Genomic DNA, 25,596 nt, shown 5'->3' with positions numbered 1-25,596 from the left:
TTTGTCGAAGCTACCATATGTTTCCCCGGAGAGGGCATAAATCTGCGCACATCCGCCCCCTCACTGCAGGCACCGGCAGATGAGGCAGATCGTCTTTGCGTCGACGATCCTGCCGTCCGCGATCATCGCCCCGAGGTCTCTTGCCGGGACACGGACGACCTCGATCACCTCGTCGTCGTCCATCCCGTAGTCGGAGCAGGGAGAGAGCCCTTCTGCCCGGTAGAGCCAGATCCGCTCGTCGGTGTAGCCGGGAGAGGGGTAGATCCAGCCTTTCGGAACGAACGTCTCCGCCTTCATCCCGGTCTCCTCGATCAGTTCCCGGTATGCGGTCTCATGCGGCTTCTCGCCCTCGTCGATGGTGCCTGCCGGCGCCTCGAAGATGTATTCGTCGACGGCGAACCGGTACTGCCGGATGAGGTAGCAGTCGTCTCCCTCGAGGGGGAGGATCGCGACCGCCCCGCCCGGGCGGATGACCACCCGCTCCTTCTTCTCTCCGTTCGGGAGCGTGACCTCCTTCATCTCGACGGTAAGCCTTCCACCGCTGTAGATCTCCATTATTCACCTCTCGTACTCGATCGGGTCCTCTATCCCGGCCTCACGGAACGCCTCCCTCCTGTAGTGGCAGGAGGAGCAGACCCCGCAGGCCCGGTCGTCGTTCTGGTAGCAGGACCAGGTTTCTTCGTAGGGGACGCCGAGCGCGAGCCCCTTTCTGACAATATCCACCTTCGTCATCCGGACGAAGGGCGTCATCAGGGTGATCCGCGGGTCTGCCGCCGTGCCGAGGTCGACCGCCCGCTGGAACGCCTCGATGAACTCCGGCCGGCAGTCGGGGTAGCCGGGGTAGTCCCCGGTCTGGACGCCGATGAAGATCGCCTCCGCCCGCCGGGCCTCCGCGAGGCTGGTCGCGATGGCGAGGAGGTTCGCATTCCGGAAAGGAACGTAAGTGCTCGGTATCCCCTCCTCCTCGCCGGCATACTCCTCGACCGGGATCTTCTCATTCGTCAGGCTCGAGGCCCCGATCTTCTTGAAGTGTTCGAGGCTGATCTCGACGAACTCCGTAGCATCGAGCATACGGGCGACGGTTCGGGCACATGACCGTTCCTTCTTCTCCGTCCGCTGACCGTAGGTGAAGTGGAGTGCGACGATCTCGTAACCCATATCCTTTGCGACGTAGGCGAGCGTGGTGGAGTCCATGCCGCCCGAGAGAAGGCAGACCGCTTTCATCATTTTACCCCCAGGATCTTGTGGAGTTGCAGCTGGAACCTCGCCGGGAGGTTCTCTTTCACGACGTAGTCTGCGATGGCGCGGTAATCGGACCCCTCCACCGGCGAGATGAAGACCTCGCCGCGGATCTCGCACCGGCTCATCACCGCCTGTGCATAGAGGAGGTCGTCCTCGTCCGCCACCACGAACTTGACGCAGTCGCGGGGGGTGATGAATGAGAGGAGCGAAAGATCGCTCTTCTCGCCCGACGAGGGGCACTTGACGTCCATGCAGATGGAGGCGTACGGCTGCATCCGCCGGAAGTCGCGGGTGCCGTTCGTCTCGATCTCGACGGTATATCCATGAAGGCTGAACTTCTTGAGGAGCTCGAGAACCTCCTCCTGCTGCAGGAGTGGTTCCCCGCCGGTGATGCAGATCTGCTTCCCGTTCTGCAGCCAGACCCGGTCGAGGACCTCTATGACGCTCATCTCCGTCCCGCCTTCCCTGGCGTAGGAGGTGTCGCACCAGGCGCACCGGAGGTTGCACCCGGCGAGCCGGACGAATGTGCAGGGCCGCCCCTGGTTCTTCCCCTCCCCCTGAAGGCTCCGGAAGATCTCACTGACGATCATAGGTGCGCTCTGCGTAACAGGTCGTCGACTCCCAGACCCGGATCTTCGCCACGCGGGCATCGTGTCCCTGCCGTGCGGCTTCGGCATCGATCATCTCCGCGACGAGGCCGGCAAGGAGCTCGCTCGTCGGGTCGCCCGGGGTGGTGACGACCGGATGGAACGCCTCGATGCATGCCGCCATGGGGTCGTCCTCGTTTAAGATCACCTGGTGGTCGAATCGTCCGACGACCTCTTTGATGCAGTTGTAGTCAAGGACGATCCCGGTGCGCTCATCGGCCTCACCCTCGATCCAGGTCTCTACACGCCACTGGTGACCGTGCAGCCGGAAACACTTCCCCTGATAGTGGATCAGGCGATGGGTAGCCTCGAAAAAAACCTCTTTGTATATCCGGGTTATCATCAATGAAGGTTGCCCGCCAGGATATAATATTATATCAGCTCCCGATCAAATAATTAAGGCGGAAGATCGGCGCGCAGACGGGTTCCACAATATATAAATCCGTAACGCGCGTTGCTTTATAGCACACCAGGAGTTGCTCCTATCCACAAATTCAACTGATACGAGGGTATTCGATGGGAAATGGTAAATTTGCAGCCCGAAAACTGAAGCGCGACGCAAATAATAACCGGTGGCACGACACCGTTTACGCACGGCGCCAGCTCGGGCTCGATGTGAAATCCGACCCCCTTGAGGGAGCACCGCAGGGCCGCGGGATTGTTCTCGAGAAGGTGGGTGTTGAGGCAAAGCAGCCGAACTCTGCGATCAGGAAGTGCGTCCGCGTACAGCTGATCAAGAACGGTCGTCAGGTAACGGCGTTCGCCGTCGGCGACGGTGCCATCAACTTCATCGACGAACACGATGAGGTCGAGATCGAGGGCATCGGCGGCAGACTGGGCAGGTCGATGGGTGATATCCCCGGCGTCCGGTTCGTCGTGACCAAGGTGAACAACGTCAGCCTGCGTGAAATGGTCACGGGCCGCAAGGAGAAGCCGCGGAGGTAAATAGTATGGTAGAAGCAGAGGCGGGAACGGGAGCCCAGCAGCTCCTCTTTAACCGCTGGGACATGAGCGAGGTGGAGATCCAGGACCCGAGCCTTGCCCGTTACGTGAACCTGCACACGATGATCGTGCCGCACTCCTGCGGCAAGCTCGTCGGCCAGCAGTTCAACAAGAGCAACATGCTGATCGTCGAGCGCCTGATCAACAAGCTGATGCAGACCGAGAACAATACCGGCAAGAAAGAACTCGCCATCCGCATCGTCCGGGACGCCTTCGAGATCGTCAACAAGAAGACCAAGAAGAACCCGGTTCAGGTGCTGGTGGACGCAGTCGCGAACACCGGGCCCCGCGAGGAGACCGTCCGGCTGAAATACGGCGGTATCAACGTGCCGAAGTCGGTCGATACCGCTCCCCAGCGCCGTGTCGATACTGCGCTCCGGTTCATCACTGCCGGTGTCCTGCAGGCGAGCCACAAGAAGAAGAAGAGCGTGAGCGAGGCGCTTGCCGAAGAGCTGATCGCTGCGGCGAACGGCGACACCCGCTCATACGCCGTCTCGAAGAAAGAAGAAAGAGAACGTATTGCAAAGGCTGCCCGCTAAAACTCTCTATTATTTTTTTGGTGTATTTCATGACCAGACGAAAGAAGATGGTAGAGCGGGTGACGGAGCTGATGGACAAGCCGGAGCACATCCGGAACATCGGTATCGTCGCCCACATCGATCACGGAAAGACAACACTCTCGGACAATTTGCTCGCCGGCGCAGGCATGATCAGCGAGGAGCTCGCCGGCAGACAGCTCTTCATGGACTCCGACGAGGAGGAACAGGCACGCGGCATCACCATCGATGCGAGCAACGTATCGATGGTCCACGAGTACGGCGGGGAGGAGTACCTCATCAACATGATCGATACCCCCGGCCACGTGGACTTCGGCGGTGACGTGACCCGCGCCATGCGTGCGGTGGATGGCGCCGTCGTCGTGGTGGACGCGGTCGAAGGCACCATGCCCCAGACGGAGACGGTGCTGCGGCAGGCCTTGAAGGAGGGTGTCCGCCCGGTTCTCTTCATCAACAAGGTGGACCGGCTGATCAACGAGCTGAAGGTGGACGAGCAGGAGATGCAGATCCGCCTCGCGAAGGTGATCGACAAGGTCAACAAACTGATCAAGGGCATGAACGAGAAGATGTATAACGAAGGCTGGAAACTGGATGCCGCGAAGGGCACCGTCGCCTTCGGCTCGGCTCTCTACAACTGGGCCGTCTCCGCTCCGTTCATGAAGAGCAGCGGTGTCTCGTTCAAGGATGTCTACGAGAAGTGCAACACCGGCGACATGAAGTGGCTGGCGAAGAACAGCCCCCTCCATGCCGTGCTGCTCGACATGGTGGTCAAGCACCTCCCGAACCCCCTCCAGGCCCAGGACCGGCGTGTCCACATCATCTGGCACGGCGACTACACCTCCCCCGAGGGCAAGGCAATGATCAACTGCGACCCGAACGGCCCCGTCTGCCTGATGGTCACCGATATATCGTTCGACCCGCATGCAGGCGAGGTCGCCACCGGCCGTCTCTTCTCGGGGACGCTCCGCCGGGGCACCGAGTGCTACGTCATGGGTACGGCAAAGCGCGCGAACCGCCTCGCTCAGGTCGGTATCTTCATGGGTGCCGAGCGGATCGAGGTGGAAGGACTGGCCGCCGGCAACATTGCCGCCGTGACGGGCTTAAAGGACGCCATCGTCGGTTCGACCGTCACGACGCTCATCGATATGACTCCCTTCGAGTCGCTGAAGCACTACTCCGAGCCGGTCATGACCGTCGCCGTCGAGGCGAAGAGCATGAAGGACCTCCCGAAGCTCGTCGAGGTCCTCCGGCAGGTGGGCAAGGAAGACCCGACGGTGCAGGTCTCGATCAACGAGGAGACCGGCGAGCACCTGATCAGCGGCATGGGCGAACTCCATCTCGAGATCATCACCGGCCGCATCAAGCGCGACAAGGGTGTCGAGATCATCACCTCCCCGCCGATCGTCGTCTACCGCGAGACGATCACGAGCGGGGCAGGCCCGGTCGAAGGGAAGTCGCCCAACCGCCACAACCGGTTCTACATCGAGCTCGAGCCGATGGACCCGGCAGTCGTGAAGGCGATCCAGGACGGCGAGGTCTCGATGAACCAGCAGGCGCTCGAGCGGCGTGATGCCCTCGTTGCCGCCGGTATGGATAAGGACGAGGCCAAGAACGTCAAGGCGATCGAGGCTACCAACATGTTCATCGACATGACGAAGGGTATCCAGTACCTCAACGAGACGATGGAACTGGTCCTCGACGGCTGGCGCGAAGCGCTCCGCGGCGGCCCGCTCGCCGACGAGCTGGTCCAGAACCTGAAAATTCGGCTGGTGGACGTGAAACTCCACGAGGATGCCATTCACCGCGGTCCCGGTCAGGTCATTCCGGCGGTCAGGAGCGCCGTCAAGGCGGGGCTGCTGATGGGCGGCGACTCGCTCCTCGAGCCTATCCAGAAGATCCAGATCACGGTCCCGACCGACCAGATGGGTGCGGCAACCTCGCAGATCCAGGGTCGGCGCGGTCAGGTCTCCGATATGCTGAGCGAAGGCGACACGATGACGATCGTCGGCAGGGCGCCGGTCGCCGAGCTCTTCGGGTTTGCCGGAGACATCCGGTCCGCCACCGAAGGGCGTGCGATGTGGAGCACCGAGTTCGCCGGGTTCGAACTGGTCCCCGCCGGCATCGTGGGCGACGTGGTCAAGAACATCCGCCGGCGCAAGGGTCTGAAGGAACAGATCCCGCGCCCGGACGACTACCTGGCGTAATCACCCCCCGATACCCTCCCTTTTTGTTTTTCTCTGCGGCGAGCGGATGCGTTCTCTTCACCGCGCGAGACTGCCGGCAGGAATTTGTTGCTGAAAACTACCCTCGAGATAGCTCCGTCTCCGACCTTTAAACATCTGTATGCTCTGCTACTCAGTAGGCCCGTTGGAATGCAGGGGCATGTCCCACCGGGTGTATCTGAGATTCTACGCCGGTCTGGATCCGATCACTTGACGATTATATCGGGGGGCGTCGGTGTTACGACGAGCAGCGGATCGCCTAGCTCGCTGGGTAGCGGGCTTTTCGGTGTTACCTCGATGGGTATCCGGGTTACCGGCGTTACAGGTGGTCCCCCCTGCGATTCAGGCGATGGTCCCGGGGGTACTTCACCGACTTCGTAATCCTCCTCCGGTGTTGGGGTCGGGGTAGCTATCGATTTCACGATTGGTGCCGAAGTGGTCGGTGGGATGGTCGTGCCAGATGCCCCGGGTGGAGGGGGTGTCAGAGCGGCCCCGGGATCGGGGGCGTCGGTGTTACGACGAGCGGCGGATCGCCTAGCTCGCTGGGTAGCGGAATTCTCGGCGTTACCTCGACGGGTGTCCAGGTTACCGGCGTTACAGGTGGTCCCCCCTGCGATTCAGGCGATGGTCCCGGGGGTACTTCACCGACTTCGTAATCCTCCTCCGGTGTTGGGGTCGGGGTAGCTGTCGATGTCACGGTTGGTGCCGAAGTGGTCGGGGGGGTGGTCGTGCCAGATGCCCCGGGTGGTGGGGGTGTCGGATCGGCCCCTGGAGCCGGCGGCGCATCTGGAGCAGGGATCCCGCCCGCCCCCGGCCCAGACGGCGCGGATGGTGCCGTTGCGTCGGGTGTCCAGGCGTAGATGTCCCAGTTGCCGTTCCGGTAATCGTTCCAGACGACCATGCTCTCCGTGACCGCAGGGGTCATCTGCACGTTCTCGTCCGTGGTGATCTGCGTCTCCGTTCCCGTGGCGATGTCGTAGAGATAGATATCCCAGTTGCCGTTCCGGTTGTCCTGCCAGACGATCCAGTCCCCGGCGACGGCAGGATTGACCTCATGGCCGGTCTCATTCGTGATCTGGCTCTCCTCTCCCGTGGCGATTTCGTAGAGGTAAATATCCCGGTTCCCGCTCCGGTTGTCCTCCCAGACGATCCGGTCTCCGCTCATCCCCATGCCGGCCGGGAGTGCTGAGGCGAACTGGTCGGTATCCGGCGGCGAGACCGCACGCTCGCTCTCCTCGGTCAGGTTGTAGAGGTAGACGTCGTAGTCGCCTGTCCGGTTGTCGGACCAGAGGATGCGGTCGTCGAGCACCGTTGAATAGACCTGGTCCACCGAAGCGTTGGTAATCTGATGTTCTTCTGCCGATACGACACCGGCAAGGAGCGTGAGGGCAATCAGCGCCAGCACCGGTGCATAGAAGTTGCGTTTATCCAGCATTTCAGTCTCCTGGAGATTCCCCCGGCCGCTTCTGGAGTGCCGGCCCGGGGAACCCCCGTGTTGGAGAAAGGTTCCCGACGGCATTTCGTAACCCTGAGAGCACAGGATATCTCTGGTATGGGCATCAAACGGGTAATCGCAAGAGATTGGGGGAGCAGGGTGCACGGGTGATCCTTCCTCGGCGGGGAATGGGTCTGGCTGTATATAATAGCAGCCTGCCGGGTACAGGATCGCGATGCAGACCGGCCTTTCCGCTGCAATGCCCCGCATCTCTCCTTTCGGGCGCGGAGGGGATTTCGCGCCGACCCCTGCCGAGGCCCCGCGGGAGTCCGGGAGCATGACGGGCGGGCCGCCTCTATCCGGGCCCCCGTGTCGTCCCGCAGGGCGCGATGCGGGGCCGGCGGTTATGCCGGGTTTCGCATCTGTTCCGGTTTCAGTCACAGGATTACCGGCGGCTGGGTTGGCGCCACGGTTACGAAGGTCAACGGCGGCAGCGTCGTAGGTGTCACGGCTATGAAGGTCAACGGCGGCAGGGTTCCTGTTGGCGGTGCGGTTGTTGGCGGCAGGTCTTCTGCCGGGGTTACCGTTGAGGTTGGTGAGGGGGTTGTCGTCGCTTCCGGTGTCGGGGTGACCGTACCCGGCGCTCCGGGTGGAGAGGGTGTCAGATCGGCCCCTGGAGCGGGCGTCCCGGCCGGTCCCGGCACAGACGGGGCGGACGGTGCCGCTTCATCGGGCGTCCAGGCGTAGATATCCCAGTTGCCGTTCCGGTAGTCGTTCCAGACGACCATACTCTCCGTGACGGCGGGGGTCATCTGCGCGCTCTCGTTTTCGGTGATCCGGGTCTCCTGTCCGGTAGAGAGGTCATAGAGGTAGATATCCCAGTTGCCGTTCCGGTTGTCCTGCCAGACGATCCAGTCGCCGGCGATGGCGGGGTTGACCTCGTGGCCGGACCCGTTGGTGATCTGCGTCTCCTCTCCCGTGGTGAGGTCGTAGAGGTAGATGTCACGGTTCCCGCTCCGATTGTCCTCCCAGACGACCCGGTCTGTGCTCATCCCCATGCCGGCCGGCAGCGCTGCGGCGAACTGGTCTGTGCCCGCCGGGGAGAGGGTGCGTTCGCTCTCCTCGGTCAGGTTGTAGAGGTAGACGTCGTGGTCTCCCGTCCGGTTGTCGGACCAGAGGATGCGATCATTGAGGACCGCTGCATAGACCTGGTCCACCGTAGCGTTGGTGACCTGATGCTCGGCGGCCGATGCGATGCCGGTGAGAAGCGCGAGCGCGATCAGCGCCAGCACCGGTACATAGAAGTTGCGTTTATCCAGCATTTCAGCCTCCCGGAGGTTCTTCCGGCCGCTTCTGGAGTGCCGGCCCGGGGAACCCCCGTGTTGGAGAAAAGCTCCTGACGGCTTTTCGTAACCCCTGAGAGCACAGGAACTCTATGACGTGGGTATCGAGCGGTTATCGCAGGGAGCGTGGGGAGAGGCCGCACAGGTAATCCTTCCTCGGGCGGGGAGTATGCACGGATGTATATAACATTGACCTGCCCGGCCGGGAGGCCTCCGCAGGGCCACCCTTCGGCGTTCTACAGGAAACCGCCGGCCTATCGAGTGATCTGAGAAGAGGTTTTTCGGAATAGAGGAGGTTAGATGAACGTTCCCGGAGGACGGCACGGCGAGGGAGCCCACCCCTCACCGCACCGGGGCCTGCCTACCGCTTTTGCGCCGCCGCGAGCAGCCCGCAGATGCCGAGAGCGGCGATCGCGATCAGTCCCGGGAGCGGCGCCTGCGTCGTGGCCGTGGCGGTCGTTGCCACCGGTGTCTCTGCGGGCGTCTCCGTGGCCGTAGCGACGGTCTCCGTGGCCGTAGGTGTTGAAGCGTGGACGAATACGATGCTGTTTTCGTGTATCAGGCCGTCCTGTTTACTATACGCAAAGTACCGTCCGTATTTCCCTTTGAGCGTGTAGACGTTGATCTTGAAGAAGTCGTCGTTCGGCACGCCGATGACCTGGACGAGCTGCTTTAAGGGGTCGTCGTCCCGGTAGAGCCGGAGTTCCGTGACCGGGTTGAACGTATCCGCTTTGCGGAGGTTGATGAGGTCGAGGATGATCGGTTCGGCCCCCACCTCGATCGTCTCGCCGGGTTGTACCGTCAGTTTGCCGGTCTCCTGTGCGGCTGCCGGGACGACGAGCGCCAGGCAAAGGACAACGAAGATCGCGAGGAGATACCGGGATATTACTTTATCACACGTCATAGTGCCAAACTTGTTTTCGCAATATTTATATGTGTTGAAACGCAGCTGGAGCCGTCCGGTTCGCCACCGGGCGTCGTGCGACGTGGAACATCGAATTCGGTGGGTTCAAGCGGGTTCCCGGAGGCATCGTGGACGACGTGGTCAAGGGTATCTGCCGGCGCAAGAGGTTAAAGGAGCAGATCCCGTGGCCGGATGACCACCTGGCGTAATCCCGATCCCCCTCCTCGTTTCGTGTCTCCCGGCGAGCGGATCTGCTTGCCGGAGGTTGCCGGGTTTGCAATCGGAATGGCTTCGTGCCTGAAAAAAAGTGCGAGACTGTCCGGGAGCCTGTCTATCGCTTCTGCGTTGCCGCGAGCAGCCCGCAGATGCCGATTGCGGCGATTGCGATCAGTCCCGGGAGCGGTGCCTGCGTCGTGGCCGTGGCTGTGTCTGTTACCGTCTCTGTGGGCGTCTGCGTGGCCGTGGGTGTCGTTGTCTCTGTGGGCGTAGCCGTCGGAGCGGGCGTGAATATGATGCTGTTCTGCTGGAGCAGGCCGTCCTCGTCACTGTACGCGTAGTACCGCCCGTACTGTCCGTTGAGCGTTTGAGTACCGATCGTGACGCGGTCGTCGTTCGGCACGCCGATGACCTTGACGACCTGCTTGTTGGGGTCGTCGTCCCGGTAGTACCGGAGTTCAGTGACCGGGTTGAATGTGTCCTGGTCGCGGAGGTTGATGAGGTCGAGGACGAGCGGTTCGCTCCCCACCTCGATCGTCTCACCGGGTTGCACCACCCGTGGGATGGTCTCCTGTGCGGCTGCCGGGACGACGAGCGCCAGTGCAAGAACCGCGAGGATTACGAGGAGATACCGTGATGTCACTCTCTCACGAGTCATGGTGCCAACCTGGTTTCCGCGATATATATGCGTATTGAAACACCGCCGGAGCCGCTGCCTGCCGGTGCCCCACCTCCACCCCCACCCCGACCGAATCATTGATGCGGCGAGAGGGTATCTCATGGTAAGAATGCCATGACGGCTGCCGACCCGGGTATGGGGAGCTCTGCCGGGAGCGGACAGGCTACCCGGGCTCCGGCACGAAGGACAGAGAGCGTCGCCGTTCGCTACCTGCCGGCGGTCATCTCCGTCCCGCTCGGCCCGACCACCGCGTTCGTTGTCAGGGACCGGAGCGCGATCCTGATCGACACCGGCAACCCCGGGGATGAGATGGCCATCCTGGCCGCGATGAGGAGAGCGTGCATCAGGCCAGACGAAGTTTCGCTGATCCTGGTCACCCACGGCCATCCGGACAACTACGGGAGCGCCGACGCGCTCCGGGAACTGACCGGCGCACCGGTCGCCGTCCACGAGGCCGACGCCGGTGCCATGCGCCTCGGGTTTGACGGGCTGCGTTTTCCCGCCGGGCTCATCCCGCGCCTGATGAGGTTTGCAGGCGGCAGGAAGACCGTTCCCGGTTCGGGCGGTGTTGAGCCCGATATCGTCGTCAGGGGCATCGCCGACCTTGCGGCCTTCGGGGTGCGGGGCAGGATCGTTCCCACGCCGGGGCATACTTCCGGCTCGATCTCGGTACTCGTTGCCGGCGGCACCGCTATCGTCGGGGACCTTCTCTCTGCTCTGTTTCCCGGAGGGAGGCCCCGGCTGCCCTTCAGGATGGACGACCCCGCGGCGGCACGGAGGAGCCTCCGGACACTCCTTGCCTTCGGGCCGGAACGGGTCTACGGGGCGCATGGAGGGCCGTGGCGGGGGACGGAGGTCTTGCGGTGGTTCGGGAACGGGCGGTGACGGCACGGATGCGCAAAAAGAGGGTGGAAGGTTACTCGATGACAAACGCCATCGAGAATGTGGTCTCGTTTCCGGTCACGTTCTCCCAGGGGCGCTTGTAGATCGCGGAGAACTCGGCGCTGCCTTCCTCGGCAGCGAGGTACTCCCATACGTGCACGCCTCCGGCACCCACGAGTCCGGTCTCCGGCGCGATGTAAGTGTCGTTCACGTACTCGAGCCCGGCGGAAGAGGTGACGTTCCACTCGTATCCGGTCGTCGGGTTCTCGTCGAGGCTGATGGTGATGGCGCTCCCGACCGGGAGCGTGATGGTTTCGTTGTTGTTCGTCTCGTTAAAGACGAATTCTTCCGCCGCGGGCGGCGTGGTCGCCACCGGGGTGGGCGTCGCGGTCGGGGTTCCCGGTTCCGCCGGCTGCGACGTGCAACCGGCACCGAGCATGCACAGTGCCAGGAGTCCTGCAACCAGGACGGCATAGATACTCTTTTTCTGAACCATGCGATATGATTGGTCATATCCGGTAAATAATTTACTGAAAGTCCCGGAAGAGATCTCTGGATCATTTGGGGATCGGCCGTTCCAGAGGAGATCGGTGAGCGCTCCAAAACAGATTCGGGGCTTTTCAGTCGCCCTGTACTGCAAAACGATAAGCTATAAATAATATTCTGTCGTTCAAAACTCCCTGAGGGCATCATTATGAGAATATCCCCCCAGAAACTGATCTTCCCGGCACTCCTCGTTGTGCTCGGGCTCTGCCTTCTCACGGCAGGCTGTACGTCGGACGAATCCGATACGACCACACCGCAGGTAACCCCTGCCGCCACCACTACCGTCTCCGGGGCCGCACAGGGAAGCGTAACCGCGGTCTCGTTTGAGACCCTTATCTCGCTCCTGCCCGATGCGCCGGCGGGCTGGACTGCAGAGGAAGCCGTCGGGGCATCCTGGACTGCCGATGACGGCCAGTGGACCTGGGCGTCCTGTGATTACAGGAAAGGCGATGCCGTGGCAGCGGTCATGATCCAGGACTCGGCCTACTACGGTGTGGGCTACTGGGAGTCATGGGACTCGCTTGTCGCGTTCGAGACGACTGAAGGCTACTACAAGCAGAAAACGGTCGGTGGACACCCTGCCTGGGAGGTCTTCACCGAACCGGACTCCTATGGCACCTGGGTCGGCATCAATGAACGGTTCATGGTCTATATCAGTGTCGACGGATCCAAGCAGGATCTCGATGCGTTCGTAAACGCCGTCGATTACGGCAGCATCGCGAACCTGAAGTAACCCTGGCCCCTCCTTTTTTTACCGCCCCGGCACGGCCGTGATGATGTAGTGGTACGGCCCTGACTCCGCCACCGTCCTGACCTCCAGCCCCGCCTCCGCCATCAGCGACGCCGCATGCTCGGTGCTGAACTTCTTTGCGGGCGGCGGGCCGAGGGGAAGGGGTTCCTTCTTCCAGTCCACGTCGACGATCACTCCGGTGTCGAGCGCCATCCGCTTTGCATTCGCAAGGACCTGGACCGGGTCGACGAAGTCGTGGAGGTCGATGCCGAAGAAGACGACGTCCGCGCATCCGTCACAGAGGACGATCTCCTCGGCCATCCCCTGGTGGAGGAGGACGTTGTCGAAACCCCCGGAGCGGGCCTTCTCCCGGAGCAGGTCCAGCGCTCCGGCATCGATATCTATCCCGCAGACACGGCCGTGCGGCCCGACGATCCGTGCCGCAGGAAGCGCGAAGAATCCGTCCCCGCACCCGACATCGACGAAGGTGCCTCCGGGAGCAAGCCCGATCCCCTCAAGGATGGACTCCGGATGCTGCCAGCGCCGGCGTGCGGCCTCCTCCTCGGGCGAGTGTCTCCAGGAATGCCTGTGCTGCACCATACCTGTCCCGGTGGCGTGCATCCCGGATGAATCTGCCGCCCCTCACTTCATCGCCTTGCGGATCTTCTCCTGCACTTCGGGCTGTTCCGGGTTCATCTGGTGGGCTGTCTGAACATGCCCTTCGACCCGCTTGATCAGCTCGTTCTCACTCTCTGCCTTCTCCTCAAACTCGCACGCAAGGCCAAGGTCCTTGCACCTGAATGTCTTCATCTCCTGCATACTTCTCACCGGCCGGGGTTGTATCTCATGTTAGATATAAAAATATCGCCGTCGGTTTTTCTGCCGCAACCGCTCGTGTGAGGTCCGAATTGCCGCACCCGGCTGCACCGGCACCGCCACCGTGCGGCACTTCGGGGCGAGCGACCGGCCGGCTACTCCCCGCCGCCCGGGCGTGGCCCCTTCCTGCACTCCGTTACATCCGCGATCAACCCGTCCTGCAGGGTGACGACCCGGCAGAAGTACTCCTTATGCCACTCCTCGTGCGAGACCATCACGATCGTCTGGTCCAGGTCTTCGTTCAACCGGGCGAAGAGGTCGAGGATGCTCTTCGAGGTCTGGCTGTCCAAGTTGGCGCAGGGCTCGTCGGCGAGCAGGATGCTCGGGTTGTTCACGAGCGCCCGGGCTATCGCCACGCGCTGCTGCTCCCCGCCCGAGAGTTCGCTCTGCCGGTGGTCCATCCGGTCGCCGAGGCCGACCCGCTCCAGGATATCGGCGCTCCGGTCGAGATACTCCTTCTTTGATGCCCCCCGGACAAGCGACGTTAGGTAGACGTTCTCGAGTGCCGTGAGCTCCCCGATCAGCGCGTAGTCCTGGAAGACGTAGCCGAGCCGGTTCAGCCGGAAGAGGGTCCGCCGGTGGTCGGAGAGGGCGAGGACGTCGGTCCCGTCGATCGTCACCCTGCCGGAGTCGGGGCGGTCGAGGAGCCCGAGGATATGGAGGAGTGTCGACTTGCCGCTGCCGCTCGCGCCCATTATCCCGACGAACTCCCCCTTTGCGACCTCAAGCGAGACGCCCCCGAGGGCGCGGACCTCCACCCTCCCCATGGTGTAGACCCTCCTGAGGTCCTCTGCGACGATCATCTCTTCACCCCCTGATTGCGGAGAGGATATCCTCCCGTGCTATCCGCCACGCCGGGATGTAGCCCGCCACCACCGAGACCGCAAAGAGGCTCGCGATGCTCCGGAGGATTGCCGACGCTTCCACGACCGGGTAGACCGGGCCGCCGGGGAAGACGAGCGGATAGGCGGTCAGGTAGGTCGTCACGCCGGCGTTCAGCACTATCCCGGCCAGCGCCCCGACGGTGGTGATGAAGAGCACCTGGAGGACGTAGGAGTTGATGATGATCTGCTGGTCGATCCCGATCGCCTTCAAGATCCCGATCTGCCGCCGCCGGTTCACGGTGTTGATGAAGATCACGATGAAGACCACCACGATGGCGATGATCAGGCTGACGAGCGTCGAGATGGCGTTGATGATGTTGAAACTCTGGATCGCCTGGTCGACGAACCCTCCCGACTTCTCCTGGAACGTCCGGACCTCCTCCTGGATGCCGTAGGAGAGGATCTCCGTCTTGTACTCCTCCTCCCTGCCGTTAACCTCGGTCTTCACCAGGATGATGGACGCCTGGTCCTGGAGGCCGAGCACCCCGCTCATCTCGCGGCTGGTGATGAAGGCTGCCGTATCGACGCTGAAGGACTGGGTCTCGTAGATCCCCTTCACCCGGTAGGTCCGCATCTCGCCGTTCGGGTAGGCTACCTCCACCGAGTCGCCGACCCCGACCCCCTGAAGCGAGGGAAGGCCGCCTGCCTCCTCCCCCTCCGTCCCCGCGAGGGTCGTGCCCATGACGATTGCGTCGGTATCTCCGTTCGAGAGAAACTCTCCCTCGGTCATGTACTCGGCAATCCTCGTCACCGACCGCTCATCCTCGGGCGTTATGCCGTAAAGCGTGCTTGCGGCGTTGCGGCCCTTATAAAAGTAGGTTGCCCCGGCGGCTATCCGGGGTGATGTGCCGGTGATCCCGGGGATCCGCCCGACCGTCTTCTGGAGAGATCCGACGCCGTCGATATACTGGCTCCCCTCCCGGGGCTCGATGACCAGATTTCCAAGGTCGAAGTCGATAGACTGGGTGTTGAAGGTCTCGACGACCCCGGAGATGATGGAGGGGAGGAAGACCAGGTTCACGAAGATGAGGGCGATGATCATGATGGTGAGGGCGAGCGTCCCTCTGCTCCCACGCTGGATGGACTTCCACGCCAGGAACGCGGAGACCCTGAGGCCTGCAAGCACGGGCAAGTCACTCCTCCTTCTGTCTCCGGTACCAGAAGACCGCGGCCACGATGACAATGATGAGTATCGCTGCCACGGCGGCGATAGCCAGGATCGGGCTTGATTCCGCAACAACAACCTGCAGGGCCTGCCGGGTTGTGTGCGCCCCGTAGTCGTCGGTATACTGTACGACGAGGGTGTAGTCGAACTCTCCCGCCTCGCTGGCCTGCAGGGAGAAGACGGCGGGACCGTCGTTGCCGGGCTCGATTGTTCCGAGGAACGCCTCTTTTGAACCGGGAAGAGAGAGCCCCTCGACGGTTGCCCGGACCGACTCCGCGTCCGCCGTCCCGGTGTTCTCCAGCCGGATCGTCAGGTCCACGGGGTCGCCGGCGGTGATCCGGGAAGGTTCGGTCCTGATGGAGGCGATGCCCATCTCGGCGCGGCCGACAATGGGGACACCGATCGTCGCCACCTGCTGGAACTCTGCGAGATCGGCGCTCCGGTAGTCGATAGTGACGAGGATAGGTGTAAGTCCGAGGGGTGCGCTGGTATCGGTCTCGAACGTCAGGTCGAGGACCGACTCTTCCCCTGCCCCGAGTTCGGGGATGAAGTAGTTCTCCGAGTTGCCTGCGGTGATCGCGCCGGAGGTTGCGTTGATGCTGACGGATATGTCGCTTGCGCTTGCCCCGCCCTCGTTGTAGAGCGTGAGCGTGACGTTGAAGGGATCACCCGGGTCGACGGATGCCGGGACGGTCCTCTCCACCCGGAGCGCGGGTTTCTTGATCAGGGCGTATGCGGAGTTGACGTTCACCGGTACGGGATACCGTACATCGGCCGCGTTCCGCACGCTGACCCAGACCTCCGGGAAGTAGACCCCCGCCTCGCCGGGAGCACGGATCTGGAAGGTGAGCGGGAAGGACTGGCCGGGACCGATCTCGCCGATATCCTGGAAACTCCCGGAGAGAACATCGATCCCTTCGCCGTTTAAGAGCACATTCTCGATGTAGGCGTTCTCCGGCGTCTCTGTCGAGGTGTTCGTCTCTCCGGTACCGGGGTCCAGCCGGATGTTGAGCGGCGAACCCGTGGCCGGGGAAGCGGTACTCGTGAGCACCACCGTGATCGTCCCTTCGTCCCCGGGCATCAGGACGGCGGGGGTGACGGTGTAGTTGGAGACGAACACCGTCGGGGCCTGCGCAGTCGCTATTGTCGGAACAAGCACCAGAACTACCATGAGTGCGCACGCGATACAACCGATCGCTCGCCTCCTTATGCCCCCCCGGGGAGCAGCCGCGGACTTCTGGACCATCTCTCTTCTCTCCTGGATAGAGATCTTCGGAGCCCGAGATTCCCTGATGGTTATATATAACCGTTGTGCATGGCTGCTCCCCCGGGGGGCATAATACGATGCGATAAGTATATGGGTCCAAAAATATTTTTATGCAATCGGAATTATACTGTCTCCGGGATACGGATGAGCCGGTACCGGATCGATTGACCGGATGAGTGGTCGCAAACATACCTCCATTCGTGTTGCAACGCTCTATACCTCCCTATACGTCCTCATTATCCGGGTGCTCACAACACCGTGCTGCTCTCCGTTCTCACCCATCAGTCCACCACCTTTTTTTGCTCTTCGGACAGGAGGGTTTCATGAGCTGTCTTTATCACTCGTTGGCGGTATACTCCGTCCACGTTCTGAGGGAGAAGAGATGGAGACGACTCAATGGCTGGTGACGCTGACGTTCAGGGTGACGGTAAGCGGTGTCCGTTCGAAGGATGATTCGGTGGCTGCGGGCCTCGAGCAACTCAAACAGGGACTCTGCGCAGGGCAGGACGTCCCGGTGGAGGCGAGTGTCCGGAGGATCACGAACATCGTCGAGGAGGAGCCGATCTTCGGCGTGAGGTGGTGAGCGGGGCCCGGCGTGACCCGGCGGCGTCACGGAGCGGGCTGCCGATCCCGGGGAAAACTCTTTTCTACCTCTTTCGCCAGTTCGGCCTCATGCACAAACTTCCTGATACGGTTGCTATCGATGTCGTTCTCCTGCCGCCCGGGCCGATCATGGATATGGCGATCGGCGCGAACCGGACCCTGCTCGCCGGCAGCCCGGACGGGGGAATACGCCTTGATGGAGAGGACTGCCTCCCGCACATCTCGGTCGCGATGCTCCCGGTAAGAAGCGGCGATATCCCGGAGATCACCGCAAAGGTGGACCGGATTGCCCGGCAGTGTTCCCCCATGACGATGACCGTCGACGCCGTCGTGAAACACCGCTCGGGCACGGGAGAGACCGTCTCCGCGTTCCACATCCTCCGGGCGGAGATCCTCCAGCTCTTTCACAAGACTGTGATGAACGCATTAAAGCCGTATCCTGCGCCCCCGGCCGGACCGGAGATGTTTGCAGGAGAGACGTCCGCATCATCCGTCGACTGCCTCGTCCGGTTCCAGAAGACCTCGGCGTATCTGCGCTACTCACCGCACATCACGCTCGGGTTCGGCAACCTTCCGGAGATCCTGCCCGGGATCGACTTTCCGATCCGGTTCGAGGTGACGAAGGCCGCCATCTGCCACCTGGGCAGCCACTGCACCTGCCGCCGGGTACTTGCCGGGTTCGATCTCGGGAATCGGACGCCCGGCGCCCGTGGCAGGGCGGCCCGCCGGTAGACCGGCGGGTTATAGCAGCAGTCCCTTCACGTACGGCCTCGTGCAGAGGACGCACCCGGAGTAGCGGTCGATCGTCCCGGTCTCCAGGACCTCGACTATCGGGGGCTCCCGGCGCATGCGGTCTGCAAACCCCGGATCATGCTCCGTCAACACCTGCAGGAAGACCGCAAGAGGCATGAACGGCCGGGCCTGCACCGGGACGATCCGGAAGTCCGCGAAGTCCGCTTCGAGCGTCGAGTTCCGGGCGAGGTCTTCGTCGAAGTAGAGGATGACCTCCAGTTCGTGGCGTTCCTGCAGGTCCTTCAAGCGATCGAGCCCGAGCCGCACGCCGACTGCAAAGCCGATCGATTCAAGTTCCTCCGGATCCCCGGGGGAGAAGGTCTCGTATCCTGTTTCCGTCATGGATCACTCTCAAAGATTGGTTTCACCGGGAACGACTTCTTTTCTCCGGCCGCCGCGGGGCAACCAGTCCCGGACTGCCTTCTCCCCTCCCGGTTTTGCGGGAGGAAGAAAGCCTTTTCTCCCTTCCTGCCCCCCCTGTGCGATCGTGATGAAAGCATGACCGCCCCCCTGCCGGCACACTCCGGGATCCTGGTCCGGGAAGTCCGGGCCGAGACCATCATCGACGCCCCTCCCGGAGTCGTCTGGCGGGTGCTGACCGACTTCGCCTCCTACCCCGACTGGAACCCGTTCATCCTCTCGATCGAGGGGAAACCCTGGGTGGGGACACGCCTTTCGGTCGAGATCCGACCCCCGGGACGGAAGAGCATGCGGTTTTCCCCGAGGGTGCTGCGGGTCGCGAAAGACCACGAGCTCCGGTGGATCGGCCGTGTCCTGATCGCAGGGCTCTTCGACGGAGAACACCGGTTCACCATCGCTCCCGAGGGCGACGGTTCGCGGTTCGTCCAGGCCGAGGTCTTCACCGGGCTGCTGGTGCCCGTCGTCGACCTCACCGGCACCTTCCGGGCGACCCATCTCGGGTTCCTGCTGATGAACCGGGCGCTCAGGGAGCGTGCGGAAAGCGACGGGTCGTAAGAGCCGGAGCTCGAGCACCGAAGGTGCGAGTTGCGACGTTCCACCGGAACGGAGCATGAGAAGACCGAAGGTCTTCGAGCCGCGACGTTCCACCGGAACGGAGGATGAGCATCGTTAGGTGCGAACGCCCCCGGGAAACCTTCTTAACCCCGACGTTCCCAGTATCTGCATGGATCCGTTCACACCCCCGATTCTCCGCCGGGGCGAGGTCTCCGCCGCCTCCCGGCCTCTTCGTCCCCGGGGTGAACGCTGCACATGAGGCTGACGGTCCTCGTCGATAACGCCACCCTCACCGACCGCTACTTCCTCGCGGAACCCGGGCTCTCGATCTACCTCGAGGACGGCGGGACCCGCGTCCTCTTCGATGCCGGCTACTCGGGCATCCTCGTCAAGAACGCACGGAAGATGGGGATCGACCTCCTCCGCGTCGAAGAGATTGTCATCTCCCACGGCCACCTCGACCACACCTGGGGTCTCGACGCCCTCGTCCGGCTCCATACCGAGGCTATCCTCGAGGGTCGCGAGCGGATCGAGCCCACGTTCATCGCTCATCCCGACGCGTTCCTCACCCGGAGCTGCGACGGCGTCGGGGAGATCGGGTGCCACCTCTCGGTCGAGGAACTCTTCCGGCACGGGAAGGTCCTCCTCACCGCGGCTCCCCTCTGGCTGACCGAGAACCTGGTCTTCCTCGGCGAGATCGAGCGGCGGTTCGAGTTCGAGCGGGCGCCTTCGTGCGGCTACATCTACACCCCCGACGGTATCCGGGACGACACCGTCGCCGACGATACCGCGCTCGCCTGCAAGACCGCGGAGGGGCTCGTCGTCATCACCGGCTGCTCTCACTCAGGGATCTGCTCGATCGTCGAGCAGGCACGCGAGATCTGCGACGAAGATCGGGTCGCCGACGTCATCGGGGGGTTCCACCTCCTCGACGCGCCGCCGGAGCAGGTGCAGGGGATCCTCGACTATTTTGCGGAGGTGCAGCCGGCGGTCCTTCACCCCTGCCACTGCACCGACCTTGCGGCAAAGGTTGCACTCTCGAAGATCGCGGACGTTCGGGAGGCGGGCGTCGGGCTGCACCTGGAGTACGGGTGAGTCAGGGGGCGAGTCCCCGGAGGGCCGGGATCTCCCCGTGCTCCTCCTCATAGGCGCGGACGGCTTTTGGGGCGCCGATGAGGAAGCGGCGGGCGTTGTTGTAGACGGCCGGGTGGGCGCCCGCATCGAGGGAGGCAAGGAGGTCGGCAAGCACCGCAACGGCCGGAACCCGGTGGCGGGGCTCCATCCCGTCGATGAACGCAAACGCGTCGAGAGCCCGGACGGTGCTGTACTCATTGACCGGAGCGAGCCGCCGGAGAACCTGCGCGAGGTAGGCCCGCCCCTCTCCGGTCTCAAGCGACCGCTTCCTGTTCAGCGCGAACCTCCCGTAAAGCGCCCGCTGCTGGTCGGCCTGCTCTATTGCAAAGGCGGGCGAGGATTCGATTTCGCGGAGGATCGCGACAAGATCGTCGCAATCGCTCCCGGCGACCGCGGCAAGGAAGGACTCCCACGCCACAGGACTTCTCGCCGAGGAGAGAGAGAACGCCGCAAGGATCTCCCGGCGCTCCGGGGCACTGCTCTCGAGGAGCAGCGAAAATGCGGTGAGGCGGTCGGTTGCGGCCGTCGCCTCCCGGAACTGGCGGGCGATCAACTGGTGGACCTCGGGGGTATCGAGGGTAGCGAGGATCGCGAGGCAGGTGTTCTTCCTCTGCCGTTGCCGGATCGCCGCGGCCTCTCCTCCGAGGTAGCCCGAGCCGCCCGGAGCGTTCGCCGCCTGCCGGTAGACGCGAAGAAGGGCATCCGGATGCCGGACGGCGACGGCACCGAGGATCCTTTTCCGGGCATCGTAGAGCGCCCGGTAGTGGTGGGCGAACCGCTCATCCCCGACGGAGGGGAAGATCGTCAGGAACTGGCCGCCGGCCTCTTCCATGAGGCGGTCGTCGGCGAGGAGAGCGGTGCAGAGGTCGGCAAACTGCGTCGAGACCGCCGCGTCCGGGTCCTCGAGGAGCCGGAGTAGTTCCCGGTCGGCGAGCGCCGCAAACGCGGTGAAGCGGCCGACGATATCGGTGTCGCTCTGCACCTGGAGGTAGAGTTCGTCCTCCGGCGGCCGGTATGCCACCTTCCCGTAGAAGGAGTAGCCGCGGTTGAGCGAGAGGAATGCGGGCCGATCGACGCCGTCGATGACGATCTCCCCTGCCTCGTCCGCGATACGGACGGTCCGGTCCGTAAGGTCCCGGCCTCCGGCGTCGACGAGCGCGAACCGGAACGGGAACTCCCAGATGCGGCCTTCAGGTGAGCGGCTCTGCCGGTAGGCGAGGGTGAACCGCCGGGAAGCCGGGTCGTATGTGGGGGTCACGGTGAGGACCGGGTACTCCCTCTCCTTCAGCCAGGTCGCCGCCATCCCCGAGAAGTTCTGTCCCGAGGTCTCCTCCATGCAGCGTATCCAGTCGTCCCGGGAGGCGTTGGCGTGCCGGAACCGGTCGTGGTAGCGGCCGAGCCCTTCCGCAAACGTCTCCTTCCCCATCAGCGTCTCGATCATCCTGACGAATTCGGGGGCTTTCACGTAGGTGACGCCCGTGACGAGGTCGTTGGGGTCGTTGAACCCGTCCGGCTCGATCGGCATCGAGCCCGCGCCCCGGTCAAGGACGAGCGTCCCGGCCTCGGGGTCGAGGAGGTCGAGCACGGTCTGGAGGCGGGAGTAGGCCTCGCCGAAGAGGAAGGCGTGGTGCCGGTTCTCGATATGGACCGTCACCGCTTCGTTCAGCCAGAGCTCGAACGGGCTCCTCCCCGTCACCTCGGAGCCGTTCTCGTTGTGGTAGTACTCGTGGACCTTCACCCTGACCATATACTCAAAGGCAGGGTCGGTCGCTTCGGGGTAGGGCATGATCCTGTTTGCGGCAAGGGTTGTGTTCCCGACATTCTCCATCCCGCCGAAGTCGGAGTTCTGCATGGCGATCTCCCGGTAGACTGCTCCCGTGTAGGCGTAGCCTGTCTGGATGGCCGCAACAAGCCCGGCAAGCACCTTTCTGGACGCTTCAATGGCTGCCCGGTCCCCGGCGTGCTTCGCCTCGTCCCGCACCCGGACCTGGCGCCACACCTCCTCCCGGGTCTCGTGGTCGCGGTACTGCGCGGGGCCGGTGAAGAGGTGAACCCACATCACGGCGTCCGCGAGGATATCGAGCGCACGCTCCGCCGCCGCCGCATCAGAGCCGGGTTTTGCGAGAAGTTCGAGGGAGAACGTCCGCCCGTCGGGGTACTCGAACTCGCGCCGGTGGGTGTCGTAGCACCCCACCCCGAGGAAGAAGAGGTAGGGGGCCATCGGGGTCGTGATGCTCCGGTACTCCTGAACGGAGCGGCCGAGGCCCGGGTAGTACCGCGGCCCCGCGGGGTCGCCGTTCGATATGAGGTTCGTATACCCGTCGTCCGCGACGATCGCCGTCGTGTAGGTGCACTTCGCGGTCATGTCGTCGAGGCAGGGGACCAGCCGCTGGAACCCCCACTGCTGGCACTGGGTGATCTGGGTGGGCGGCCCGGCGGGGCAGGCCCCGTCGTAGTAGAGGCCCTCGAGGACGTGGCTGCTCGGCCGGCAGATCGTCTCGGTATCGAGGGTGAACCGGGTCCGGGGGGGGACCGGGGGGTCGAAGGCGACGGTGAGGGCCGCGGCGCTCCGGTCGTAGGTGTAGGTGACGGCATATCCGGCGCACGTGACCCGGAGGATATCCAGGTCGCGGGCGTTCAGGGCGAGGGAAGCGAGCGGCGCGTCGAGTGTCTCGGCGGTGAAGGCGGAGACGACCCGGGTGTGGCCGTCGTAGACGTCGAAGGCGAGATCCATGTGGACAACTCTCACGGGGAGCGCCCCGAAGTCCTCCGGATAGTAGCGAAAGAGCCTCTCCCGCCCTTCGTGTTCGGTCAAAGACCCGCCTCGCCGGTGATCTCCCGGAGCGCACGCCGGATTGCCGTCCGAACCTCGGGCTCCTCCTCACCCTCGAGCGCGGCGGAGAGAGCAGCGGCCGCGCGCTTGTCGCGGAGTTTCCCGAGCGCATCGGCGGCGGCCGTCCTGACGTCCTTCTTTCTGTCCGCAAGAAGAGGGAGGATCGGCTCGACCGCGCGGGGGTCGCCTATCTCGCCGAGCGACCAGGCGGCCCCGCGCCGCGCCCACCGGTCGGGGTCCGCGAGAAGGGGCAGCAGCGGCTCGATCGCCCGTGGATCGCGGAGTTTCCCGAGCGCCTGTGCGGCGACCCAGCGGACCTCGTTCTCCGGGTCGGAGAGGGCAACGATCAGCGGCTCGACCGCCCGCGGATCGGCGCACCCCCCGAGCGCTTCGGCCGCCCGCAGCCGGTAGGGGGTGCTCCTGTCCGAGAGTTGCTCGATGTATTTGCCGATGTTCTCCTCACGCCGCTTCTCCCTGTCTTCCATGAGGCGTTTTACCGAGCGTTCCATCTCCATCCCTCCAGGTTCTGCCGCACACCAGATGTCGTTTACGGTATATAGCACCTGGCACGGCACCCCTCTGTGTTGCGGGCGGAGGGCGCGTCGTCACCCGCAGCGGTTACGCACTTCTTTCTTCGTCTTCGCCGACGACGTCGAACGCGACGATCCTGTAGTTGTAGTACCGCCCGTCCGGGGCGGTGAAGGAGAGGAAGACCATCAGCCCGTGCTCATCCGAGATCCAGAGTTCGGCATCGTCGTCGACGGTGTGGTATTCGAAACCGAACCCGGCGAGAGCCTCCTCGATGGCACTGTCGGCCTCCAGATCCCTGACCATCTCGAACGTCGCGGCCAGGGGATACTCCCGCTCCTCGAGCGCAGATACCTGAAGTCTTGCACGTTTCTCCGCATGGAAGAGATTATCCAGGGTGGCCACGATCTCCTGCACGACGGAATCCACCTCCTCCGACTCCATACCTGTACTTTGACCCGTCGGTATATAGTTCAGGAAGCCCCCCGCGAGACCGGCCATCGATCATTCCCTCCATCACGATTCGGGAAAAAATGTTTCCTGGAACCGGTCGGCTACGTCTCCATCCTCGCCACGGCGCCACCATAGCGAAACCCTAAAACATCCTGGTGCCGATACAAGGCTAATGGCAGAAGGCAGGCTCAAGATTGTCGTATTCGGCTCCTTCAATGCAGGCAAATCCAGTTTCATCCAGGCACTCGACCCCCGCAGCCGTCACATCGAGGCAACCTCGAAAGAAGGACCCACGACCGTTGCATTCGATTTCGGCAGGCTGACGGTGAGAGACCGGGCGGTCTACCTCTTCGGGACGCCGGGGCAGGAACGGTTCGAGTTCGTCCGGCAGATCCTCTCGCGGGGGATGGACGGCGCGATCATCGTCGTGGACGCCACCACGGGAGTGGACGCGATGACCCGGCACCTCTATGGCCAGTTGAAGGATCTCAGGGTGCCGCTCGCGTTCATGGCGAACAAGTGCGACAGTCCGGGTGCGGTGCCCGAGGCCGTCCGCCGGGATCTCCCCGGGGAGATGGTGCACCCTATCTCCGCGCGGAACGGTGAGAATGTCCATGCGGCACTCGACGCCTTCGTGGCAACCCTGGCCGCCCGGTAACGATCATTTTTACTGCCTGCGGGTCGTTCTTCTCTGCACACAATGACCCGCAAAGAGACCCATATCAGGGAGGTTGCCCGGCTGCTCACGAGTTTTCTTTCGAGCGGAAACGCCGGGGATCTTCTCGCCTACCTGGTTGCGGAGAGCCGTCTCCCCGGACCCCGGGCAAACCTGGAGCTCGCGGAGGCGTTTGCCGAGACCGTGCGGGAGTTTGCCGTTGCCGATGCCGACGATCACCGGGTCCTGTGGGATCTCTGTGTCGAGCTTGCCTGTGTCTCTCCGGAAGATGCGCCGACGGGAGACCCGCACGAGTTCCTCGGGTTCTGCGGTGTTCGGGGCATCGGTGCGATAGGGTCCGTATCGCCGGCATGCGTCGAGGAGGCGCTCAAACACCTGGCGGAGGCCTCCGACGACCCGCGGTGGCGAATCAGGGAGGCGGTGGCGATGGGACTTCAGAACCTCCTCTCGCGGCAACGGGATACGACGGTTCCGGAGCTGGAAGACTGGGTGGAAGGAGGGTCCTGGCTCGCCATGCGGGCGGCGGTCGCGGGGATTGCCGAACCGGACCTCCTCGCGGAACCGGAACTCGCAGAGACGGCGTTCAGGCTCCACAGGAAGACCCTGATCCGTGTCTACACCGCGAAGGAGAGGCAGTCCGAGGCCTTCCGCGCGCTTCGAAAAGCGCTCGGCTACACGCTCAGCCTGGTCATCGTCGCCCTTCCCGGGATCGGGTTTGAGTACCTGCGGCAGCTCGCCACCCTCGACGACAAAGACATCCGGTGGATCGTGAGGGAGAACCTCAAAAAGAACAGGCTCGAGAAGCAGTATCCCGAGACGGTGCAGCACATCAGGGCGCAGATGGCGTAGAGGGGGCCCGGACTCGAAACCCTTCGGGACTCGAACTCCACTTCTGGCGGAGCGCCGCAAGTCGCACCTGTCGGTGCTCCTGCTCTGGCCCTTCGGCCCGTCGCATTCCACTGGAGCGTCGCACCCTCCGGGGCACACATCACAAGTCGCACCTTG

General features: G+C 63.4%; 29 protein-coding genes. 11 read left to right on the top strand and 18 right to left on the bottom strand.

All coding sequences use genetic code 11. The features are described 5' to 3' along the window. Positions 1-60: 60 nt before the first annotated feature. Genes DIC75_RS00665 through DIC75_RS00650 form a run of 4 tightly spaced genes read right to left on the bottom strand, consistent with a single transcriptional unit; the run spans position 61 to position 2,232 of the window. Positions 61-555 (bottom strand): NUDIX hydrolase, encoded by a 495-nt coding sequence (locus DIC75_RS00665; RefSeq protein ID WP_250986089.1) that lies wholly within the window; start codon positions 553-555, stop codon positions 61-63. 3 nt (positions 556-558) lie between these two features. Further along, positions 559-1,224 (bottom strand): 7-cyano-7-deazaguanine synthase QueC, encoded by a 666-nt coding sequence (queC, locus tag DIC75_RS00660; protein WP_250986932.1) that lies wholly within the window; start codon positions 1,222-1,224, stop codon positions 559-561. Further along, complete coding sequence (locus DIC75_RS00655; protein WP_250986088.1) at positions 1,224-1,832, bottom strand: 7-carboxy-7-deazaguanine synthase QueE; 609 nt, start codon at positions 1,830-1,832, stop codon at positions 1,224-1,226. The genes queC and DIC75_RS00655 overlap by 1 nt, the downstream gene beginning before the upstream one ends. Next, entirely contained in the window at positions 1,819-2,232 is a 414-nt protein-coding gene (locus DIC75_RS00650; protein ID WP_250986087.1) for a 6-pyruvoyl trahydropterin synthase family protein, read from the bottom strand. Before DIC75_RS00650 ends, DIC75_RS00655 begins: the two co-directional genes overlap by 14 nt. A 173-nt stretch (positions 2,233-2,405) precedes the next feature. Here DIC75_RS00650 and DIC75_RS00645 point away from each other — a divergent pair, with 173 nt between their 5' ends. From DIC75_RS00645 to DIC75_RS00635, 3 genes are read left to right on the top strand one after another with little or no spacing between them, the layout of a single operon-like run. After that, the gene (locus DIC75_RS00645; RefSeq protein WP_250986086.1) at positions 2,406-2,834 is read left to right on the top strand and encodes a 30S ribosomal protein S12; all 429 of its coding nucleotides are present in this window, start codon (positions 2,406-2,408) and stop codon (positions 2,832-2,834) included. Positions 2,835-2,839: 5 nt separating this feature from the next. Further along, on the top strand, positions 2,840-3,430 hold the full coding sequence (locus DIC75_RS00640) for a 30S ribosomal protein S7 (protein ID WP_250986085.1): 591 nt from the start codon (positions 2,840-2,842) through the stop codon (positions 3,428-3,430). A 29-nt stretch (positions 3,431-3,459) separates the two neighbouring features. Next, positions 3,460-5,652 (top strand): elongation factor EF-2, encoded by a 2,193-nt coding sequence (locus DIC75_RS00635; RefSeq protein WP_250986084.1) that lies wholly within the window; start codon positions 3,460-3,462, stop codon positions 5,650-5,652. Between the two features lie 499 nt (positions 5,653-6,151). On the opposite strand, the gene DIC75_RS00630 is transcribed toward DIC75_RS00635, so the two are convergent. From DIC75_RS00630 to DIC75_RS00615, 4 genes are all read right to left on the bottom strand, one after another. Then, the gene (locus DIC75_RS00630) at positions 6,152-7,105 is read right to left on the bottom strand and encodes a hypothetical protein (RefSeq protein ID WP_250986083.1); all 954 of its coding nucleotides are present in this window, start codon (positions 7,103-7,105) and stop codon (positions 6,152-6,154) included. A gap of 437 nt (positions 7,106-7,542) precedes the next feature. Beyond that, a complete protein-coding gene (locus tag DIC75_RS00625) occupies positions 7,543-8,427 on the bottom strand; it encodes a hypothetical protein (protein ID WP_250986082.1) in 885 nt (294 codons plus the stop codon). 382 nt (positions 8,428-8,809) lie between these two features. Further along, entirely contained in the window at positions 8,810-9,352 is a 543-nt protein-coding gene (locus tag DIC75_RS00620; RefSeq protein ID WP_250986081.1) for a hypothetical protein, read from the bottom strand. 331 nt (positions 9,353-9,683) lie between these two features. Beyond that, positions 9,684-10,226 (bottom strand): hypothetical protein, encoded by a 543-nt coding sequence (locus tag DIC75_RS00615; protein WP_250986080.1) that lies wholly within the window; start codon positions 10,224-10,226, stop codon positions 9,684-9,686. A 135-nt stretch (positions 10,227-10,361) separates the two neighbouring features. On the opposite strand from DIC75_RS00615, the gene DIC75_RS00610 reads away from it, so the two are divergent. After that, positions 10,362-11,132: an MBL fold metallo-hydrolase gene (locus DIC75_RS00610; protein ID WP_250986079.1), complete on the top strand. Its 771-nt coding sequence runs from the start codon at positions 10,362-10,364 to the stop codon at positions 11,130-11,132. A 31-nt stretch (positions 11,133-11,163) separates the two neighbouring features. On the opposite strand, the gene DIC75_RS00605 is transcribed toward DIC75_RS00610, so the two are convergent. Next, on the bottom strand, positions 11,164-11,625 hold the full coding sequence (locus tag DIC75_RS00605; RefSeq protein ID WP_250986078.1) for a protease inhibitor I42 family protein: 462 nt from the start codon (positions 11,623-11,625) through the stop codon (positions 11,164-11,166). A gap of 198 nt (positions 11,626-11,823) precedes the next feature. Here DIC75_RS00605 and DIC75_RS00600 point away from each other — a divergent pair, with 198 nt between their 5' ends. Beyond that, on the top strand, positions 11,824-12,408 hold the full coding sequence (locus tag DIC75_RS00600; protein ID WP_250986077.1) for a DUF3558 domain-containing protein: 585 nt from the start codon (positions 11,824-11,826) through the stop codon (positions 12,406-12,408). A gap of 18 nt (positions 12,409-12,426) precedes the next feature. Here the strand turns inward: DIC75_RS00600 and DIC75_RS00595 are convergent, their stop codons facing one another. The 5 genes from DIC75_RS00595 to DIC75_RS00575 form a co-directional block, all read right to left on the bottom strand. Next, entirely contained in the window at positions 12,427-13,005 is a 579-nt protein-coding gene (locus tag DIC75_RS00595) for a class I SAM-dependent methyltransferase (protein ID WP_250986076.1), read from the bottom strand. 42 nt (positions 13,006-13,047) lie between these two features. Further along, entirely contained in the window at positions 13,048-13,224 is a 177-nt protein-coding gene (locus DIC75_RS00590) for a DUF1059 domain-containing protein (RefSeq protein ID WP_250986931.1), read from the bottom strand. 152 nt (positions 13,225-13,376) lie between these two features. Then, positions 13,377-14,084, bottom strand: a complete 708-nt coding sequence (locus tag DIC75_RS00585; protein ID WP_250986075.1) for an ABC transporter ATP-binding protein — start codon at positions 14,082-14,084, stop codon at positions 13,377-13,379. Between the two features lie 4 nt (positions 14,085-14,088). After that, entirely contained in the window at positions 14,089-15,291 is a 1,203-nt protein-coding gene (locus DIC75_RS00580; protein ID WP_250986930.1) for an ABC transporter permease, read from the bottom strand. 7 nt (positions 15,292-15,298) lie between these two features. Then, the gene (locus DIC75_RS00575; RefSeq protein WP_250986074.1) at positions 15,299-16,501 is read right to left on the bottom strand and encodes a COG1361 S-layer family protein; all 1,203 of its coding nucleotides are present in this window, start codon (positions 16,499-16,501) and stop codon (positions 15,299-15,301) included. 478 nt (positions 16,502-16,979) lie between these two features. Here DIC75_RS00575 and DIC75_RS00570 point away from each other — a divergent pair, with 478 nt between their 5' ends. Continuing rightward, positions 16,980-17,180, top strand: coding sequence for a hypothetical protein (locus DIC75_RS00570; protein ID WP_250986073.1), 201 nt, complete (start codon positions 16,980-16,982; stop codon positions 17,178-17,180). Positions 17,181-17,269: 89 nt separating this feature from the next. Next, entirely contained in the window at positions 17,270-17,932 is a 663-nt protein-coding gene (locus DIC75_RS00565) for a 2'-5' RNA ligase family protein (RefSeq protein WP_250986072.1), read from the top strand. Positions 17,933-17,941: 9 nt separating this feature from the next. Here DIC75_RS00565 and DIC75_RS00560 read toward each other — a convergent pair whose 3' ends face one another. Beyond that, positions 17,942-18,334 (bottom strand): hypothetical protein, encoded by a 393-nt coding sequence (locus tag DIC75_RS00560; RefSeq protein WP_250986071.1) that lies wholly within the window; start codon positions 18,332-18,334, stop codon positions 17,942-17,944. Between the two features lie 156 nt (positions 18,335-18,490). On the opposite strand from DIC75_RS00560, the gene DIC75_RS00555 reads away from it, so the two are divergent. Together DIC75_RS00555 and DIC75_RS00550 are read left to right on the top strand one after the other, a co-directional pair. After that, positions 18,491-18,967: an SRPBCC domain-containing protein gene (locus tag DIC75_RS00555; RefSeq protein WP_250986070.1), complete on the top strand. Its 477-nt coding sequence runs from the start codon at positions 18,491-18,493 to the stop codon at positions 18,965-18,967. A gap of 255 nt (positions 18,968-19,222) precedes the next feature. Then, on the top strand, positions 19,223-20,062 hold the full coding sequence (locus DIC75_RS00550; protein ID WP_250986069.1) for an MBL fold metallo-hydrolase: 840 nt from the start codon (positions 19,223-19,225) through the stop codon (positions 20,060-20,062). A gap of 1 nt (position 20,063) precedes the next feature. Here DIC75_RS00550 and DIC75_RS00545 read toward each other — a convergent pair whose 3' ends face one another. The 3 genes from DIC75_RS00545 to DIC75_RS00535 form a co-directional block, all read right to left on the bottom strand. Further along, entirely contained in the window at positions 20,064-22,916 is a 2,853-nt protein-coding gene (locus DIC75_RS00545) for a M1 family metallopeptidase (protein ID WP_250986068.1), read from the bottom strand. Continuing rightward, positions 22,913-23,443 carry a HEAT repeat domain-containing protein gene (locus DIC75_RS00540; RefSeq protein WP_250986067.1) on the bottom strand — a complete coding sequence of 177 codons (531 nt, stop codon included), beginning with the start codon at positions 23,441-23,443 and terminating at the stop codon, positions 22,913-22,915. The genes DIC75_RS00545 and DIC75_RS00540 overlap by 4 nt, the downstream gene beginning before the upstream one ends. Before the next feature lie 109 nt (positions 23,444-23,552). Further along, positions 23,553-23,963 carry a hypothetical protein gene (locus DIC75_RS00535; protein WP_250986066.1) on the bottom strand — a complete coding sequence of 137 codons (411 nt, stop codon included), beginning with the start codon at positions 23,961-23,963 and terminating at the stop codon, positions 23,553-23,555. Between the two features lie 124 nt (positions 23,964-24,087). Between DIC75_RS00535 and DIC75_RS00530 the strand changes: the two genes are divergently transcribed. Both DIC75_RS00530 and DIC75_RS00525 read left to right on the top strand, forming a co-directional pair. Further along, positions 24,088-24,573 (top strand): GTP-binding protein, encoded by a 486-nt coding sequence (locus tag DIC75_RS00530; protein WP_250986065.1) that lies wholly within the window; start codon positions 24,088-24,090, stop codon positions 24,571-24,573. 42 nt (positions 24,574-24,615) lie between these two features. Next, positions 24,616-25,440, top strand: a complete 825-nt coding sequence (locus DIC75_RS00525) for a hypothetical protein (protein ID WP_250986064.1) — start codon at positions 24,616-24,618, stop codon at positions 25,438-25,440. Positions 25,441-25,596 lie beyond the last annotated feature (156 nt).

The organism is Methanoculleus oceani (assembly GCF_023702065.1).
Lineage (GTDB): Archaea > Halobacteriota > Methanomicrobia > Methanomicrobiales > Methanoculleaceae > Methanoculleus > Methanoculleus oceani.
Note: the sequence above shows the minus strand (reverse complement) of the source record. Positions and strands in the feature narration are given on the sequence as shown.